The sequence below is a fragment of the Rhizobium mongolense subsp. loessense genome (assembly GCF_900099775.1).
In the GTDB taxonomy this organism is placed as follows: Bacteria; Pseudomonadota; Alphaproteobacteria; order Rhizobiales; family Rhizobiaceae; genus Rhizobium; species Rhizobium loessense.
In genome coordinates, this window is sequence record NZ_FMTM01000003.1 from 58,415 (window position 1) to 72,537 (window position 14,123).

General features: G+C 61.2%; 14 protein-coding genes. 9 read left to right on the top strand and 5 right to left on the bottom strand.

The window, feature by feature from the left end; genetic code table 11:
- Nucleotides 1–15 precede the first annotated feature (15 nt).
- From xdhB to BLP23_RS11505, 3 genes are all read right to left on the bottom strand, one after another.
- Entirely contained in the window at nt 16–2,355 is a 2,340-nt protein-coding gene (gene xdhB / locus BLP23_RS11495) for a xanthine dehydrogenase molybdopterin binding subunit (RefSeq protein WP_092585024.1), read from the bottom strand.
- 159 nt (nt 2,356–2,514) lie between these two features.
- Nucleotides 2,515–3,981 carry a xanthine dehydrogenase small subunit gene (gene xdhA / locus BLP23_RS11500; RefSeq protein WP_092585025.1) on the bottom strand — a complete coding sequence of 489 codons (1,467 nt, stop codon included), beginning with the start codon at nt 3,979–3,981 and terminating at the stop codon, nt 2,515–2,517.
- Between the two features lie 29 nt (nt 3,982–4,010).
- The gene (locus BLP23_RS11505; RefSeq protein WP_092585026.1) at nt 4,011–4,787 is read right to left on the bottom strand and encodes a 3-hydroxybutyrate dehydrogenase; all 777 of its coding nucleotides are present in this window, start codon (nt 4,785–4,787) and stop codon (nt 4,011–4,013) included.
- Between BLP23_RS11505 and BLP23_RS11510 the strand changes: the two genes are divergently transcribed.
- Complete coding sequence (locus BLP23_RS11510) at nt 4,765–5,010, top strand: hypothetical protein (protein ID WP_139187053.1); 246 nt, start codon at nt 4,765–4,767, stop codon at nt 5,008–5,010. The two genes, BLP23_RS11505 and BLP23_RS11510, sit on opposite strands and share 23 nt — an antisense overlap.
- Complete coding sequence (gene glpK, locus BLP23_RS11515) at nt 5,007–6,500, top strand: glycerol kinase GlpK (protein ID WP_092585028.1); 1,494 nt, start codon at nt 5,007–5,009, stop codon at nt 6,498–6,500. The genes BLP23_RS11510 and glpK overlap by 4 nt, the downstream gene beginning before the upstream one ends.
- Before the next feature lie 35 nt (nt 6,501–6,535).
- On the opposite strand, the gene BLP23_RS11520 is transcribed toward glpK, so the two are convergent.
- Nucleotides 6,536–7,561, bottom strand: a complete 1,026-nt coding sequence (locus BLP23_RS11520; RefSeq protein WP_092585029.1) for an acyltransferase family protein — start codon at nt 7,559–7,561, stop codon at nt 6,536–6,538.
- A 165-nt stretch (nt 7,562–7,726) separates the two neighbouring features.
- On the opposite strand from BLP23_RS11520, the gene BLP23_RS11525 reads away from it, so the two are divergent.
- The 7 genes from BLP23_RS11525 (at nt 7,727) to map (ending at nt 13,312) form a co-directional block, all read left to right on the top strand.
- Nucleotides 7,727–8,188, top strand: a complete 462-nt coding sequence (locus BLP23_RS11525; RefSeq protein WP_092585030.1) for a nuclear transport factor 2 family protein — start codon at nt 7,727–7,729, stop codon at nt 8,186–8,188.
- Nucleotides 8,189–8,203: 15 nt separating this feature from the next.
- On the top strand, nt 8,204–8,758 hold the full coding sequence (locus BLP23_RS11530; RefSeq protein ID WP_092585553.1) for a TetR/AcrR family transcriptional regulator: 555 nt from the start codon (nt 8,204–8,206) through the stop codon (nt 8,756–8,758).
- Between the two features lie 142 nt (nt 8,759–8,900).
- A complete protein-coding gene (locus tag BLP23_RS11535; protein ID WP_092585031.1) occupies nt 8,901–9,275 on the top strand; it encodes a YciI family protein in 375 nt (124 codons plus the stop codon).
- Nucleotides 9,272–10,531: an RNA polymerase sigma factor gene (locus BLP23_RS11540; RefSeq protein ID WP_092585032.1), complete on the top strand. Its 1,260-nt coding sequence runs from the start codon at nt 9,272–9,274 to the stop codon at nt 10,529–10,531. Before BLP23_RS11535 ends, BLP23_RS11540 begins: the two co-directional genes overlap by 4 nt.
- Nucleotides 10,532–10,634: 103 nt before the next feature.
- Nucleotides 10,635–11,102 (top strand): SRPBCC family protein, encoded by a 468-nt coding sequence (locus tag BLP23_RS11545; protein ID WP_092585033.1) that lies wholly within the window; start codon nt 10,635–10,637, stop codon nt 11,100–11,102.
- Between the two features lie 348 nt (nt 11,103–11,450).
- Nucleotides 11,451–12,512 (top strand): LLM class flavin-dependent oxidoreductase, encoded by a 1,062-nt coding sequence (locus tag BLP23_RS11550; protein ID WP_092585034.1) that lies wholly within the window; start codon nt 11,451–11,453, stop codon nt 12,510–12,512.
- Nucleotides 12,513–12,553: 41 nt separating this feature from the next.
- Complete coding sequence (map, locus tag BLP23_RS11555; protein WP_092585035.1) at nt 12,554–13,312, top strand: type I methionyl aminopeptidase; 759 nt, start codon at nt 12,554–12,556, stop codon at nt 13,310–13,312.
- 98 nt (nt 13,313–13,410) lie between these two features.
- Here the strand turns inward: map and BLP23_RS11560 are convergent, their stop codons facing one another.
- Nucleotides 13,411–14,001: a PadR family transcriptional regulator gene (locus tag BLP23_RS11560; protein WP_092585036.1), complete on the bottom strand. Its 591-nt coding sequence runs from the start codon at nt 13,999–14,001 to the stop codon at nt 13,411–13,413.
- Nucleotides 14,002–14,123 lie beyond the last annotated feature (122 nt).

A 14,123-nucleotide genomic window follows, 5' to 3' on the forward strand; every position in this document is an offset into this window, starting at 1 on the left:
GTAAGCCAGCCACTCTTACACCCGCTTCATCCGCTCCACTGCCATCAATACCCGCTCAGGCGTTGCAGGGGCGTCGAGCCGTGGGCAGACCTTGTAGTCGGCGACGCTGGCCACCGCCATCGAGAGTGCTTCGAAAACGGAGATCGCCAGCATGAGCGGCGGTTCGCCGACGGCCTTCGAGCGGCCGATGGTGGGCTCGGCATTCTCCGACCATTCGGCAAGACGGACGTTGAAGATCTTCGGCCGGTCGGAGGCAAGCGGGATCTTGTAGGTCGAGGGGGCATGCGTGCGCAGTCGGCCCTTGTCGTCCCACCAGAGTTCTTCCGTCGTCAGCCAGCCCATGCCCTGCACGAAGCCCCCTTCCACCTGGCCGATGTCGATCGCCGGGTTCAGCGAGCGGCCGACGTCGTGCAGGATGTCGGTGCGGTCGATCAGGTATTCGCCGGTCAGTGTGTCGATCGAGACTTCGCTGCAGGCCGCGCCATAGGCGAAATAATAGAACGGCGTGCCGCGCCCTGCTGCCCGATCCCAATGGATTTTCGGCGTCTTGTAGAAGCCCGCTGCCGAGAGCTGCACGCGGGCGAAATAGGCCTGCTTGATGAAATCGGGGAAGGGGATTTCCTTCTCGCCGACGCGCACCCGGTTCGGCAGGAAGACGATTTCAGCCGGATCGACGCTCCATTTGTCTGCGGCGAAGGCAACGAGCCGCTCCTTGATCTGCCGAGCAGCGTCATAGGCGGCCATGCCGTTCAGGTCGGAACCGGAGGAGGCGGCGGTCGCAGACGTGTTCGGAACCTTGCTGGTGGTCGTCGCGGTGATCTTCACGCGGTCGATATCGACCTGGAAACTGTCCGACAGCACCTGCGCCACCTTGGTATAAAGGCCCTGGCCCATCTCCGTGCCGCCATGGTTCAGATGGATCGAACCGTCCTGATAGATATGGACCAGCGCGCCCGCCTGGTTGAAGGCGGTCATCGTAAAGGAGATGCCGAATTTCACCGGCGTCAGCGCAATGCCCTTGCGGATGTAGCGGCTGTCGCGGTTGAAGCCGATGATGGCATTGCGGCGCGCCTGGTAATTGGCACTTTCCTCCAATTCCTCGACGATGCGCAGGATGATGTTGTCTTCAACTTCCTGGTGGTAGGGGGTCGTTGTGCGGCCAGAACCCGGCTGACCGTAGAAGTTCAGTTTGCGGATTTCGAGCGGGTCCTTGCCAATCGCATAAGCGATCTCTTCGATGAAGCGCTCAGCTCCCAGCATGCCCTGCGGCCCCCCGAAACCGCGGAAGGCAGTATTCGAGACGGTATGCGTCTTCAGCGGCATCGAGGTCAGATGCACATGCGGATAGAAATAGCTGGAATCGGCATGGAAGAGCGCGCGGTCCGTCACCGGGCCGGACAGGTCCGACGAGAAGCCGCAGCGCGCCGCGTAGGTTGCGTCGACGGCGTGGATGCGGCCTTCATTGTCGAAGGCGAGCTGGTAATCCACCACAAAGTCGTGGCGCTTGCCGGTGGTGCTCATGTCCTCGTCGCGGTCGGGGCGGAATTTAACGGCACGTTTCAGCTTTTTGGCGGCGATGGCGGCAAGCGCTGCAAACTGGTTTCCCTGCGTTTCCTTGCCACCGAAGCCGCCGCCCATGCGGCGCACATTCACCGTAACGGCATTCGACGGAATGTTCAGCACATGGCCGACGATATGCTGGATTTCGCTCGGGTGCTGCGTGGAGGACCAGACTGTCACCTCGTCATCCTCGCCGGGGATCGCCATGGCGACGTGGCCTTCGAGGTAAAAATGCTCCTGCCCGCCGATGCGCATTTGGCCTTTCAGCCGGTGCGGGGCGTTGTCTATCTCGGCCTTGGCGTCGCCGCGCTGCAGCGTCATCGGCGCGATGACGAGCGGGCTGCCGTTTTCGAGCGCGCCGTCGATATCGCTCCAGTGCGGCAGATCGCGATACTCGATCTTCGCCTTCTGTGCGGCCTTCCGCGCTGCATCGCGGGTCTCGGCGATCACCGCAAAGACCGCCTGGCCATGGAACTCGACCCCGGTTTCGGCAAGCAGCGGCTCGTCATGACTGCCGTTGGAACTGACATCGTTGACGCCCGGCACGTCCTTGCCAGTGAAGACCCAAACGACGCCGGGGTGCCTGCGGACTTCGGAAAGGTCCATGCTGAGGATCTCGGCATGGGCGCGGTCGGACATTCCGAGCGCGCCGTGCAGCAGGCCCGCGGGTTCCGGAATATCGTCGATATAATCGGCAGTTCCGGTGACATGCTTATGCGCTGAATCATGTTTCAGCGCGCTGTGCATGGGACCGCTGATGACGACCTTGGCGGTGTCGAAGGTGGATTTATCCATCAGTTGGCTCCTCCGAGTTGCCTGCACTGGCGTTTGGTGTCCGCTCTAGCCGCTCAGGCGTGGATGCTCGGCTCAAGCCCGAGCATGGCGAACCGGGCGGGGAAAAGGTGGTGGCAGCCGGATGAGGGCGGCTGCTTGCGGCCATGGTGATGATCGTCATCACGCCACCCCCTCGAACCGCTTCAATTCCACCGGCGTGCCCACCGTTTCCAGGTAGAAGCGCCTCAGCAGGTTCTTTGCCGTCAGTTGCCGATATTCGGCGGTGGCGCGCCAGTCGGTCAGCGGCTGGAAATCGGCGTCGAAGGCGTCGCGTGCCTTGTCGACGGTTTCCTCGTTCCACGGCTTGCCGATGAGATCGGATTCGACGGTGCGGGCGCGCTTCGGCGTTCCGGCCATGCCGCCGAAGGCGATGCGGATGTCGTTGACGTCGCCTGCCTCATCGAGTGTCAGATAGAAGGCGCCGAGCACGGCAGTGATGTCCTCGTCGCGGCGTTTGGTGATCTTGTAGACCGCGAACTGGCTGCCTTCGGCCGGGTAGGGCATGAAGACGCTCTCGACGAATTCGCCAGGCTTGCGGTCCTGCTTGCCGTATTCGAGGAAATAGTCCTCGAGTCGCAGCATACGCGTCCCGGTTGCCGAGCGTAGCTTCAGCGTGGCGCCGAGCGCGATCAAAGGCGGCGGGCTGTCACCGATCGGCGAGCCGTTGGCGATATTGCCGCCGATCGTACCCATGTTGCGCACCTGCTCGCCGCCGATGCGGTTGATGAGATTGCCGAGCGTCGGTACCTTCGGCGCGAGGATTTCGAAAGCCTTGGTATAGGTGACGCCCGCGCCGATCGTCACGCCGCCGTCCGTGGTCTTGATCGCCTGCAGTTCGTTCAGGTGATTGATGAAGACGGCGGGGCTCAAGGTGCGCATCTGCTTCGTCACCCAGAGCCCCACATCGGTGGAACCGGCGATGACGGTTGCCTGCGGCTCATCGGCCAGCAAGCGCGCCAACGCCTCGACCGAGCCGGGAACGATCAGTCGATCCTCGCCGGAAACAATGGTGATCGTTTCGCGTGTCTGCATCGCCCAGAGCCTGGAAACGATTTCGGAGCGCGTCTTTTCGAGCGGATCAAAGAGCGTGCTCGGGCGCGCACGGCTGACGGCTTCGGCCGCCTTGACGATCGGCTCGTACCCGGTGCAGCGACAGAGATTGCCCTGAAGCGCCTTTTCGATCTCGGCCCGTCCGGGCTTCTCGTTGGAAAGCCAGAGGCCATAGAGCGACATCACGAAGCCCGGCGTGCAGAAGCCGCATTGGGAACCGTGGTAGTCCACCATCGCCTGCTGTACCGGATGCAGCGTGCCGTTCCTGGCGGCCAGATGCTCGACGGTGACGACATGCGTGCCGTTCAGCGATCCTAACAGCCGAATACAGGCATTGACCGTCTCATAGAAGAGCTTGCCGTCGAGCAACCGGCCGACGAGCACCGTGCAGGCGCCGCAATCACCCTCGGCGCATCCTTCCTTCGTGCCGGTCAGCCGGCGCCTCAACCGCAGAAAATCGAGAAGCATCTCGGAGGGGTGGACATCGCTCAGCGTGATGTCCTCGCCGTTGAGGATGAAGCGGATGCTGTCTTTCATGTTGTTCCTTGTTCTTGTTTTTGAAATGGTTATGCCGCGGTCCAGCCCCCGTCAATCGAGATGTGGGTGCCTGTCACCTGCCGGGCGTCGTCGCTGGCGAGGTAGAGCGCCATGGCGCCGATCTCCTCGGCCTTGACGAATTCGCGCGTCGGCTGAGCCTTGAGGATGACCTCGGTCTTCACCTGTTCCTCCGTCATCCCGCGGGCCTTGGCGGTATCCGGTATCTGCTTTTCGACGAGCGGCGTCAGCACATAGCCGGGGCAGATGGCGTTCACCGTCACGCCGAATTCGGCAAGCTCGAGCGCCGCTGTCTTCGTCAGGCCTAATATACCATGTTTTGCGGCCACATAGGCGGATTTGAAAGGCGAGGCGACGAGGCCGTGCGCTGAGGCGATATTGATGATGCGGCCATGCTTCTTCGCCTTCATCTGCGGGATGGCGGCGCGCATCGTATGAAACGAGCTCGACAGGTTGATGGCGATGATCTGGTCCCATTTCTCGATCGGGAAATCCTCGATCTTCTCGACATGCTGGATGCCGGCATTGTTGACCAGCACGTCGACGGTGCCGAAGGTCTTCGCCGCCGTGGCGATCAGGTCTGCGATCTCCGCGGGTTTTGTCATGTCGGCCGGGTGGTAGAGGGCACTTCCCTCGGAAAGCGATTCAAGCCGCTCCACTATCGCCTTGATTTCGTCCGCCTTTCCGAAGCCGTTGATGACGACATTGTCGCCCTTTCCGGCAAAGGCGGTGGCGATCGCAAGCCCAATGCCGCTGGTGGATCCGGTGACGACAACGGTTCTCTTCATGCTGTTCTCCCTATGGCTTGTTTTCGCGACGCAATATCGCGAAGGTTATGCCCAAAGCGGCGTTCCTGGCAATCGCGCGGGAGAGACGATTTGCAGGCTGGAAAGAGAGCAGCCGAGCGCGGGATGGGCGCTGCTTCTTTTTCGTTTTATTTTCTTTTCAGGTTCGCTTTGGTGCCTTATTGATTTCTGCAACAAAGCAATGCGCATGGGAGGGACAGCGTGAGCGGATATGTTTTGGCGATCGATCAGGGCACGACGTCGACGCGGGCGATCATTTTCGATAGCGAGCTGAGGATCGCCGGCGCGGGCCAAAAGGAGTTCACGCAGATCTATCCCCGTTCCGGCTGGGTCGAACACGATCCGGAGGAGATCTGGGATTCGGTGGTCTCCACCGTCCACATGGCGCTGCGCGAGGCGAAGATCGAGGCCAAGGACATTGCGGCACTTGGCATCACCAACCAGCGCGAGACTGTTGTCGTCTGGGAACGCGAGACCGGCAAGCCGATCCAGAACGCCATCGTTTGGCAGGACCGCCGCACGGCGAGGTACTGCGACAATCTCAAGCGCCAGGGTCTCGAAAGGACGTTCACCAAGAAGACCGGGCTGATCCTCGATCCCTATTTCTCCGGCACCAAGCTTTCCTGGCTGCTGGCCAATGTGAAGGGAGCACGGGCGCGCGCCGCCAAGGGCGAGCTTTGCTTTGGCACCATCGACACCTTCCTGATCTGGCGGCTGACAGGCGGCAAAAGCTTCGTCACCGACGCCACGAATGCCTCACGCACGCTGATGTATAACATCGCCGAGAACACATGGGACGAAGACCTGCTCGAAATTCTGCGCGTGCCGGCCGCCATGCTGCCGCATGTGAAGGACTGCGCGGATGATTTCGGCGTTGCCGATGCCTCGATCTTCGGCGCTGCGATCCCGATTCTCGGCGTAGCCGGCGATCAGCAGGCTGCGACCATCGGCCAGGCCTGTTTCGAGCCTGGCATGATGAAATCCACCTACGGCACAGGCTGCTTCGCACTCTTGAACACCGGCGCCGACATGGTGCGCTCCAAGAACCGGCTGCTCACCACGATCGCCTATCGCCTAAACGGCGAAACGACCTATGCGCTCGAAGGCTCGATCTTCATTGCGGGCGCGGCCGTGCAGTGGCTGCGCGACGGACTCGGAATCATCGACCGCGCTTCGAAGACCGGCGAGCTTGCGGAACGGGCCGACCCGACACAGGAGGTCTATCTCGTCCCTGCCTTCACCGGCCTTGGTGCGCCCCATTGGGACCCGGAGGCGCGTGGCGCTATCTTCGGCCTCACCCGCAACAGCGGTCCAGCCGAATTCGCCCGCGCTGCGCTCGAAGCCGTCTGCTACCAGACCCGCGACCTGCTCGATGCCATGCAAAAGGACTGGAAGAACGGCAAGGACGACACGGTGCTGCGTGTCGACGGCGGCATGGTTGCCTCCGACTGGACGATGCAGCGGCTGGCAGATTTGCTCGAAGCGCCCGTCGATCGCCCGGTTATCCTCGAAACCACTGCCCTCGGTGCTGCCTGGCTTGCCGGAAGCAGGGCAGGTGTATGGCCAGACCGCAAGACCTTCTCAGCCACGTGGAAACGCGACCGGCGATTCGAGCCGGACATGGATGAAAAGACGCGGGCTGCGAAGGTCAAGGGATGGCGCAATGCTGTCAAGCGGACGCTGAGCGAACTTTAGAGTTTGTTTTGGCCCAGGCTATCGCCTCGACCGCTTCAAGCGGCAAGCGCTTGCCGCTTGCGCCTTGCGGGGGGAACGTAGAGCCAGCCGGCGCCGCTGCGATCGGCAACTGCCTTGATGGCGAGCGACAGGCCGATCGCGACGATCACGACAAGAGGCGTGGTCACATAGCCGTTTGCCGCGTGCGCCTTCACCAGCGTTGCGATCGCCGCCACCAGCAGCGAAACGATCATGACGTGCGTCACATAGACCGGAAGCGTGTTGCGCCCGAAATAGGCGAAAGCGTGCCGAACAGGCTGCAGCCGCGACATCAGTACGGCGGTTCCGCAAAGCCATGCCAGGCCGGCGATGGAAGAGAGCAGCGCCCAACTGCCTTTCTCGACGGCCTGCAGCCGCCATCGCAACAGATAGAGTGCCGCAAACAGCAGGAAGCCGCCGAACGCCATCAGAAGCGGGCGCTGAGTGATCGTGCCGACTACGGATTTTCCGTACCAGCAACCGAAGAGGAAAAAGACAAAATACTGCAGCACATTGCGATGGGTAAAGAGATCGATCTGCAGATGCTCGCCGAAAGTCAGGATCGAGACCATGGCGGCGATCGCGATGGTCGTCGCATGATGGGCGCAAGAAAGAAGCTTCGTGGCGACCATAAAGATCGCCAGTGCCCAGATGAACCAGATGCCTGTATTGGGCGCCCACCACATCGCAATCAGCTGGTAGGCATCGCTGCCTTCGGTCGGTACCAGGGCATTGGTCTGGATATAGCGGAAGAACAGCCAGCGCGCGCTGCTCCAGACGGCGAAGAGATAGATGAGCAGCCAGATCTTCCGGCGCAGGAAGTCGTGCCAGGGCGCCTGTACGGCCGATGCGGCAAGAAAGCCGGAGACGGTGAAAAACAGCGGCATCCGGATCGGCGTCATGATGGCGCTGATGCGGGCATAAAGGTCCGGCGCAATCTCGTGGAAGTCGTGGTAGAGGAGCGTGTGGTAGATGACCACGAGGATGATCGACATACCCTTGGCGATGTCGAGCCAATCGATGCGGGTCTTTTCCTGCCGCATGGTTCCCTCTCTCGACCGTGCACTGCAGCAGGAAACAAATAGACGAAATGCGTCAAAAACGTGGGCGAATCGCCAATCTCTTGATGGGATGGAATGCCGCAGCAGGCCCGCTTGCTAGTTGTGTACTGATAGGTACAATGCGTTCTAATCAGTACAGGAGTTGATATGAGTGCACTCGTCCCGCCTTTCACACAGGGAACCGCAACGCAGAAAGTCCGCATGGCAGAAGACGGCTGGAACAGCCGCAATCCGGAAAGGGTATCGCTCGTCTATACGCCGGACAGCAACTGGCGGAATCGGGCGGAATTCATAAACGGCCGGGTACAGATCGTTGCGTTCCTGACGCGCAAATGGGCAAAGGAGCTGGATTATCGCCTGATCAAGGAGCTCTGGAGCTTCGGCGGGAACCGCATTGCCGTGCGCTTCGCCTATGAGTGGCATGACGACAGTGGCAACTGGTTTCGCTCCTACGGCAACGAGAACTGGGAATTCGATGCAGCGGGCTTGATGCAGCGGCGTTTCGCTTGCATCAACGATCTGCCGATCAAGGAAACGGACCGCAAGTTCCACTGGCCGCTCGGCCGGCGGCCGGATGATCATCCCGGCCTCTGCGACCTTGGTCTCTGACGGAAGGTGTCAGCTCTGAGAACGCTCTACGAACGCGCCGATGTCGTGCCGCTACTTGCGGAAATCTTTCGCGAGCTGGGCTTCGAAGGGGCGACGCTCAGCCGCATCACCGAGCGGACTGGCATCGGCAAGGGCAGCCTTTATCACTTCTTTCCTGGTGGAAAGGAAGAGATGGCAGCAGCCGTACTTGCCGAAGTCGACACCTGGTTCGAACAATTCGTTTACGAGCCGCTGCGCCGCGACGATCCTGCCGAAGCGATCGCGGCAATGTGGAAGAACGCCGACGCCTATTTCCGCTCCGGCGGCCGTATCTGCCTGGTCGGCGCCTTCGCGCTGGATGAAACCCGTGAACGATTTGCGACCACCATCAACGACTATTTCCAGCGGTGGATCGATGCGCTCGCCGGTGCCCTTGTCCGCAGCGGCCGCCCGGCCAGCGAGGCGAGGGCGGCGGCGGAAAACGCCGTGCTCGGGATACAGGGGGCTCTTGTGCTGTCGCGTGCGCTCGATGACAAGGCTCTGTTCAAGCGGGCGCTGGATCAGATGGCGAAGCGATTGATCACGTCTTGACCATAGCCGGTGCGCCAACGCGGCTGCCGGCTCTCGCAAGCCTTTTCACCATCACGGCGGCCGATCCTCTCAACGATAATTTTTTGCTGCGCCCTGTCGGATGCCGGGTTACTTCTTCGTCATTGAGGAAGAGGAGTGAGAGATGCTTTACGCAATCCTTTGCTATGCCAATGAAGAGACGGTTTTCTCCTGGTCCAAGGAGGAGGAAGACGCCGTCATGGCGAAGCTCCATGCCGTGCAGGCCCCCGTCGCTCAGGCCGGAAGACTCGGTCCGACCGGACGGCTGATGCCGACGACAGCGGCGACAACCGTGCGCAAGGGCAAGGAAGAACCGCTCGTGCTCGACGGCCCTTTCGCTGAAACCAAGGAAGCGCTTCTCGGTTTTTACGTCGTCGATTTTGAGACACTGGACGAGGCGATCGCTTTTTCGAAGGAGCTGTCGGCAGTCAATCCAGGCTCGACGTCCTATGAAATTCGGCCGTTTTACGTTTTCCGGCCCGGAGAAACCTCGACATGACGGATATCGCCTGGATCGACGTTGCGCTGACTGCTGCCCGGCCGAAGGCGCTGGGCGCACTCCTGCGCTACTTCCGCGATCTCGATATTGCGGAAGAAGCGTTTCAGGAGGCGTGTCTGCGGGCGATCCGCACTTGGCCGGACAAAGGCCCGCCGCGCGATCCGACCGCTTGGCTGATCTTCGTCGGCCGCAACAGCGGTATCGATGCCCTGCGCAAGCAGGCAAAGACCCAGGCGTTGCCGGACGAAGACCTGATTTCCGACAAGGAGGATGCCGAAAGCGATATCGCCGACCGGCTGGACGAATCCAACTATCGCGACGATATTTTGCGGCTTCTCTTCATCTGCTGTCATCCGGACCTGCCGGCCACCCAGCAGATCGCGCTGGCCTTGCGCATCGTTTGCGGGCTCTCCGTGCAGCAGATTGCGCGCGCCTTTCTCGTCGGCGAAAGTGCCATGGAGCAGCGGATTACCCGCGCCAAGGCACGCGTCGCGAAAGCCGGCGTGCCGTTCGAGACGCCGGGTCCCGAGGAGCGGGCGGAGCGTCTGTCGATCGTCTCGACGATGATCTACCTGATCTTCAACGAGGGCTATTCTCAGGGCGATCCGAAACGCGAGGCCGCCGCCTTCAGCGACGAGGCGATCCGGCTCGGCCGTCTCCTGCTTCGCATCTTTCCGGGCGAACCGGAGATCATGGGGCTCTTGGCGCTGATGCTGCTGCAGATCTCGCGGCGCGACGCGCGCTTCGACGCAAATGGCGAACTGGTACTGCTCGAAGATCAGGACCGCTCGCGCTGGAATCATGCTTTGATCAACGAAGCTCTCAATCTGCTCGACAAGGCGATCCGCCACCGCCGGCCCGGACCCTATCAGTTGCAGGCGGCGATTGCGGCCATCCATTCCCGGGCAAAGCGAGCCGAAGACACGGACTGGGAAGAGATCGATCTGCTCTACAGCGTGCTCGAGCGCCTCCAGCCGTCCCCGGTCGTCACGCTCAACCGGGCGGTTGCGATTTCGAAGCTCAAGGGGCCGGAGGAGGCCTTTCGGCTCGTCGAAACGCTCGGTGAAAAGCTCGACGGCTACTTCTACTATCATGGCCTGCGCGGCGGTCTGCTGAAGCAGATGGGCCGGGCGAAGGAGGCGCGCGAAGCCTTCGACCGTGCGATCGCGCTTGCAAATTCCGCTGCCGAAGCGGCTCACATCCGCCTGCAGATCGACAAGCTGCAGTGCGAGCCGGCACACCCGGGTGCGACATAAATTTCAATAAAAAATCGTGGTCGATGTCGGAACGGCAAATGGCGACACGTCTTTGTAACAACCTGATGGAAAACAGGTTTTGCTCAACAGGAGGAATGCTGAAATGATTGCTGCTGCAAAACATGAACTCGTTCTCGTCCGCGAATTCGATGCCCCGCGCGAAAAGATATTCAAGGCTTGGACCGATCCGGAACTTATGAAGGAATGGTTCGTCCCACGCCCTTGGACTGTGTCGAAGGTCGAAAGCGACGTTCGCCCGGGTGGTTCGAGCCTTGTCGTCATGCGCAGCCCGGAAGGCCAGGAATTTCCAAACCACGGCGTCTATCTGGAAGTTGTCGAAAACGAGAAGATCGTTCTGACGGACGCTTATACCAGCGCCTGGGTTCCATCCGAAAAACCCTTCATGACTGCCGTGGTGCTTCTCGAAGACCTCGGAAACGGCCGGACCAAGTACACCGCCAAGGCACTGCATTGGCGGGCCGAAGACAAGGAAGAGCACGAAAAGATGGGCTTCCACGAAGGCTGGGGCAAGGCTGCCGATCAGCTTGCAGAGCTTCTGGCCCGCATCTGACTTTTAGCAGTGGAGCAGGAGATCGGTGCTGAACGCCGCTCTCCTGACCGACCATCGTCATTATGAAGCTGTTGAAAGTGGTTCCGTTGAAGCTTCGAAGTGATTGGAAATACGAGTTTTTCGCCTGAAGACCGGCTGCGGCTGCCCCTGTGACGAGCAGAGGAAATGAGCCGGCTTGCGTCCGCAAGCCTAGAAACTCTGCAGCCTGCCAGCGGACTTGCAGCTTTCCATTCAAGAACAGGGCAATTACCCATCAACTTCATCGAACGGTCCGTTCCAGAATTTCCGGTTGCCCTCCGCTGCTTGTCTTCTTATCTCCATGGGCGCACATTCAACGGGATGCCGATTATGGAATTGGGCCTATATACCTTTGCCGACGTCAATCCGAACCCTGAACGCAGCAAGGGTGCGGAGGGAGCCGAGCGGCTCAAGCATCTGATTGAGGAGATCGAGCTTGCCGATCAGGTGGGGCTCGACGTCTTCGGGCTCGGCGAACATCATCGGCCCGACTATGCCGTCTCGGCGCCCGCCGTTGCGCTTGCCGCGGCTGCGGTCAAGACGAAGAATATCCGCCTGACCAGCGCCGTGACCGTGCTCTCCTCAGACGATCCGGTTCGCGTGTTCCAGCAGTTTGCGACGCTTGATCTGATTTCCAACGGTCGTGCCGAGATCATGGCAGGGCGCGGCTCGTTCATCGAATCCTTTCCGCTCTTCGGCTACAACCTCGAAGACTACGACCAGCTTTTTGAAGAGAAGCTCGATCTGCTGATAACGCTACGCGAAAGCGAGACCGTCAAATGGCAGGGCGAGCTGCGGGCGCCGGTCAACGGCCGCGGTGTCTATCCGCGCCCGCTGCAGGACCCGTTGCCGCTCTGGATCGCTGTCGGCGGCACGCCGCAGTCGGTGGCGCGCGCCGGTGCGCTCGGCTTGCCGGTGGCGCTTGCAATCATCGGCGGCGAGCCGCGTCGATTTGCGCCGCTCTTCGATCTCTACCGCGAGGCAGCGCGTCGGGCAGGGCAGGACGAGGCGAAGCTGAAGACCAGCATCAACGTCCATGGTTTCATCGCCGACACGACGGATGCGGCTGCCGATCAATTCTACGGTCCGCAGGCGGAGGTCATGAACCGCATCGGCCGAGAGCGGGGTTGGGGACCGACGAGCCGGGCGCATTTCGATATGTCGCGCGGCCCTTCCGGCGCGCTCTTCGTCGGAGACCCGCAGGTCGTGGCCGAAAAGATCGTCGCACATCACAAGATCTTTAGGAACGACCGCTTCCTGCTGCAGATGGCGATCGGCCTCATGCCGCATGATCAAGTCATGCGGGGCATCGAGCTCTACGGCACGAAAGTGGCCCCGCTTGTCAGAAAGGCATTGACTGGCACGGGCGAAGGGGCGAAAGCCACGGCCTGAACCCGCAATGGCCTGCGCCTTGCGGCAGGCCGGGAAAAGCGATGGTAATCGAAAACGACGACGAACTGGTAAAGCTCAAGGAGATCGGCCGCATCTGCGCCAATGCCATCCAGGTGATGGCGGCAGCAGTCGAGCCCGGCATGACGACGCTGGAGCTCGACCAGATCGGTCGCAAGGTGCTGGAAGATGCGGGCGCGCGTTCGGCGCCGGAATTCTGCTATCAGTTTCCGGGTGCGACCTGCATCAGCGTCAACGAGGAAATCGCCCATGGCATTCCGGGATCGCGCATGGTCCGCCCGGGCGATCTCATCAATATCGACGTCTCGGCCGAAAAGGACGGTTTCTTCGCCGATACCGGCGCCTCCTTCACCGTGCCGCCGGTCAAGCCGAAGATCGAAAGGCTTTGCCGCGACGGCAAGCGGGCGCTCTGGGTCGGCCTCAACCAGGTGAAGGCCGGCGAGCCGCTGGCCAAGATCGGCAAGGCCGTCGGCGCCTTTGCGGCAAAAAACCGCTATACACTGGTCGCCAACCTCGCGAGCCACGGTGTCGGCCGCTCGTTGCACGAGGAGCCGGCCGAGCTTTCCACCTGGCCCGATCCTTCCGAGAAGCGGATGATGACCGAAGGCCTCGTTTTTACCGTCGAGCCTTTCCTGTCGCTCGGCGCGACATGGGCCGAAGGCGGCGACGACGCCTGGACGCTCTACGCCGACCCGCAGGCCCCAACCGTGCAGTTCGAGCACACGGTGGTGGCGACCCGGAACGGGCCGCTGATCTTGACGCTGCCGGATGGCGGGATTTAGCGGCGATTTCTCCCGGGGTAGTGTCACCCTTCTAAGCCTTGGCCGGTGGCCAGGCACAAGATTTCGTATCCTCTCGTCTGTGGGCGAGGGAGCCTGCCTTACCCCTTCGTCTCCGGCTTGCCACCTTGCAGAATTTCCGTGGCTGCGCGTTCCAGGATGCCGGCGATGCGGGCGGCTTCGGCTTTCGACCAGGGGTAACGCATCCTGAGTGCGGCGCGCAGCAGCGTGCGGGCGGCGCGAATGTCGCCATTGTCGCGCATCAAATCTTCCTCGTCCTCGGCGTCGCGGTGGCGGCCGTGGTGGTCCGGATCGAACATGCGGTTAACGAAAGCCATCTTCTCGCCGATGCGATCGAGCTTGTTCAGCGTGTGCTGGATCATGGCGCGATTCTCCTCGACCGTTTGTCTGCCGCGTTCGGTGATCTTGTAGAGCTTCTTGGTGCCTTCGATCTGGACTTCCGCCAGTTCCGTCTCTTCGAGATAGGTCAGCGCCGGATAGATGACGCCCGGGCTTGGAACGTAGAAGCCGCCCGAGCGCTCCTCCAGGGTCTTGATCAGCTCGTAGCCGTGACGTGGCCGCTCGTCGAGCAGCGCCAGCAGCACCAGTTGAAGATCGCCAGCCGAAAACTTGCGGCCCATTCCCATCCGCATCGCTTCGCCGAACATGCCGGTACCTCTGAAACCTCTCATGGTCCCGCTTCCTTTGCTCTCGATGTATCGTTCACTATATCGTAAAACATACGTCGGAAGATATGTCACTTCAAGAGGCCCCGAGGATTTGTGGAATTGATCGATCGATCAGATTTTCTCGT

What these genes read in the sequence shown, in the direction of transcription:
- xdhB (WP_092585024.1), bottom strand. Translation starts at nt 2,355, where the DNA reads ATGGATAAATCCACCTTCGACACCGCCAAGGTCGTCATCAGCGGTCCC.
- xdhA (WP_092585025.1), bottom strand. Translation starts at nt 3,981, where the DNA reads ATGAAAGACAGCATCCGCTTCATCCTCAACGGCGAGGACATCACGCTG.
- BLP23_RS11505 (WP_092585026.1), bottom strand. Translation starts at nt 4,787, where the DNA reads ATGAAGAGAACCGTTGTCGTCACCGGATCCACCAGCGGCATTGGGCTT.
- BLP23_RS11520 (WP_092585029.1), bottom strand. Translation starts at nt 7,561, where the DNA reads ATGCGGCAGGAAAAGACCCGCATCGATTGGCTCGACATCGCCAAGGGT.
- BLP23_RS11525 (WP_092585030.1), top strand. Translation starts at nt 7,727, where the DNA reads ATGAGTGCACTCGTCCCGCCTTTCACACAGGGAACCGCAACGCAGAAA.
- BLP23_RS11535 (WP_092585031.1), top strand. Translation starts at nt 8,901, where the DNA reads ATGCTTTACGCAATCCTTTGCTATGCCAATGAAGAGACGGTTTTCTCC.
- BLP23_RS11540 (WP_092585032.1), top strand. Translation starts at nt 9,272, where the DNA reads ATGACGGATATCGCCTGGATCGACGTTGCGCTGACTGCTGCCCGGCCG.
- BLP23_RS11545 (WP_092585033.1), top strand. Translation starts at nt 10,635, where the DNA reads ATGATTGCTGCTGCAAAACATGAACTCGTTCTCGTCCGCGAATTCGAT.
- BLP23_RS11550 (WP_092585034.1), top strand. Translation starts at nt 11,451, where the DNA reads ATGGAATTGGGCCTATATACCTTTGCCGACGTCAATCCGAACCCTGAA.
- map (WP_092585035.1), top strand. Translation starts at nt 12,554, where the DNA reads ATGGTAATCGAAAACGACGACGAACTGGTAAAGCTCAAGGAGATCGGC.
- BLP23_RS11560 (WP_092585036.1), bottom strand. Translation starts at nt 14,001, where the DNA reads ATGAGAGGTTTCAGAGGTACCGGCATGTTCGGCGAAGCGATGCGGATG.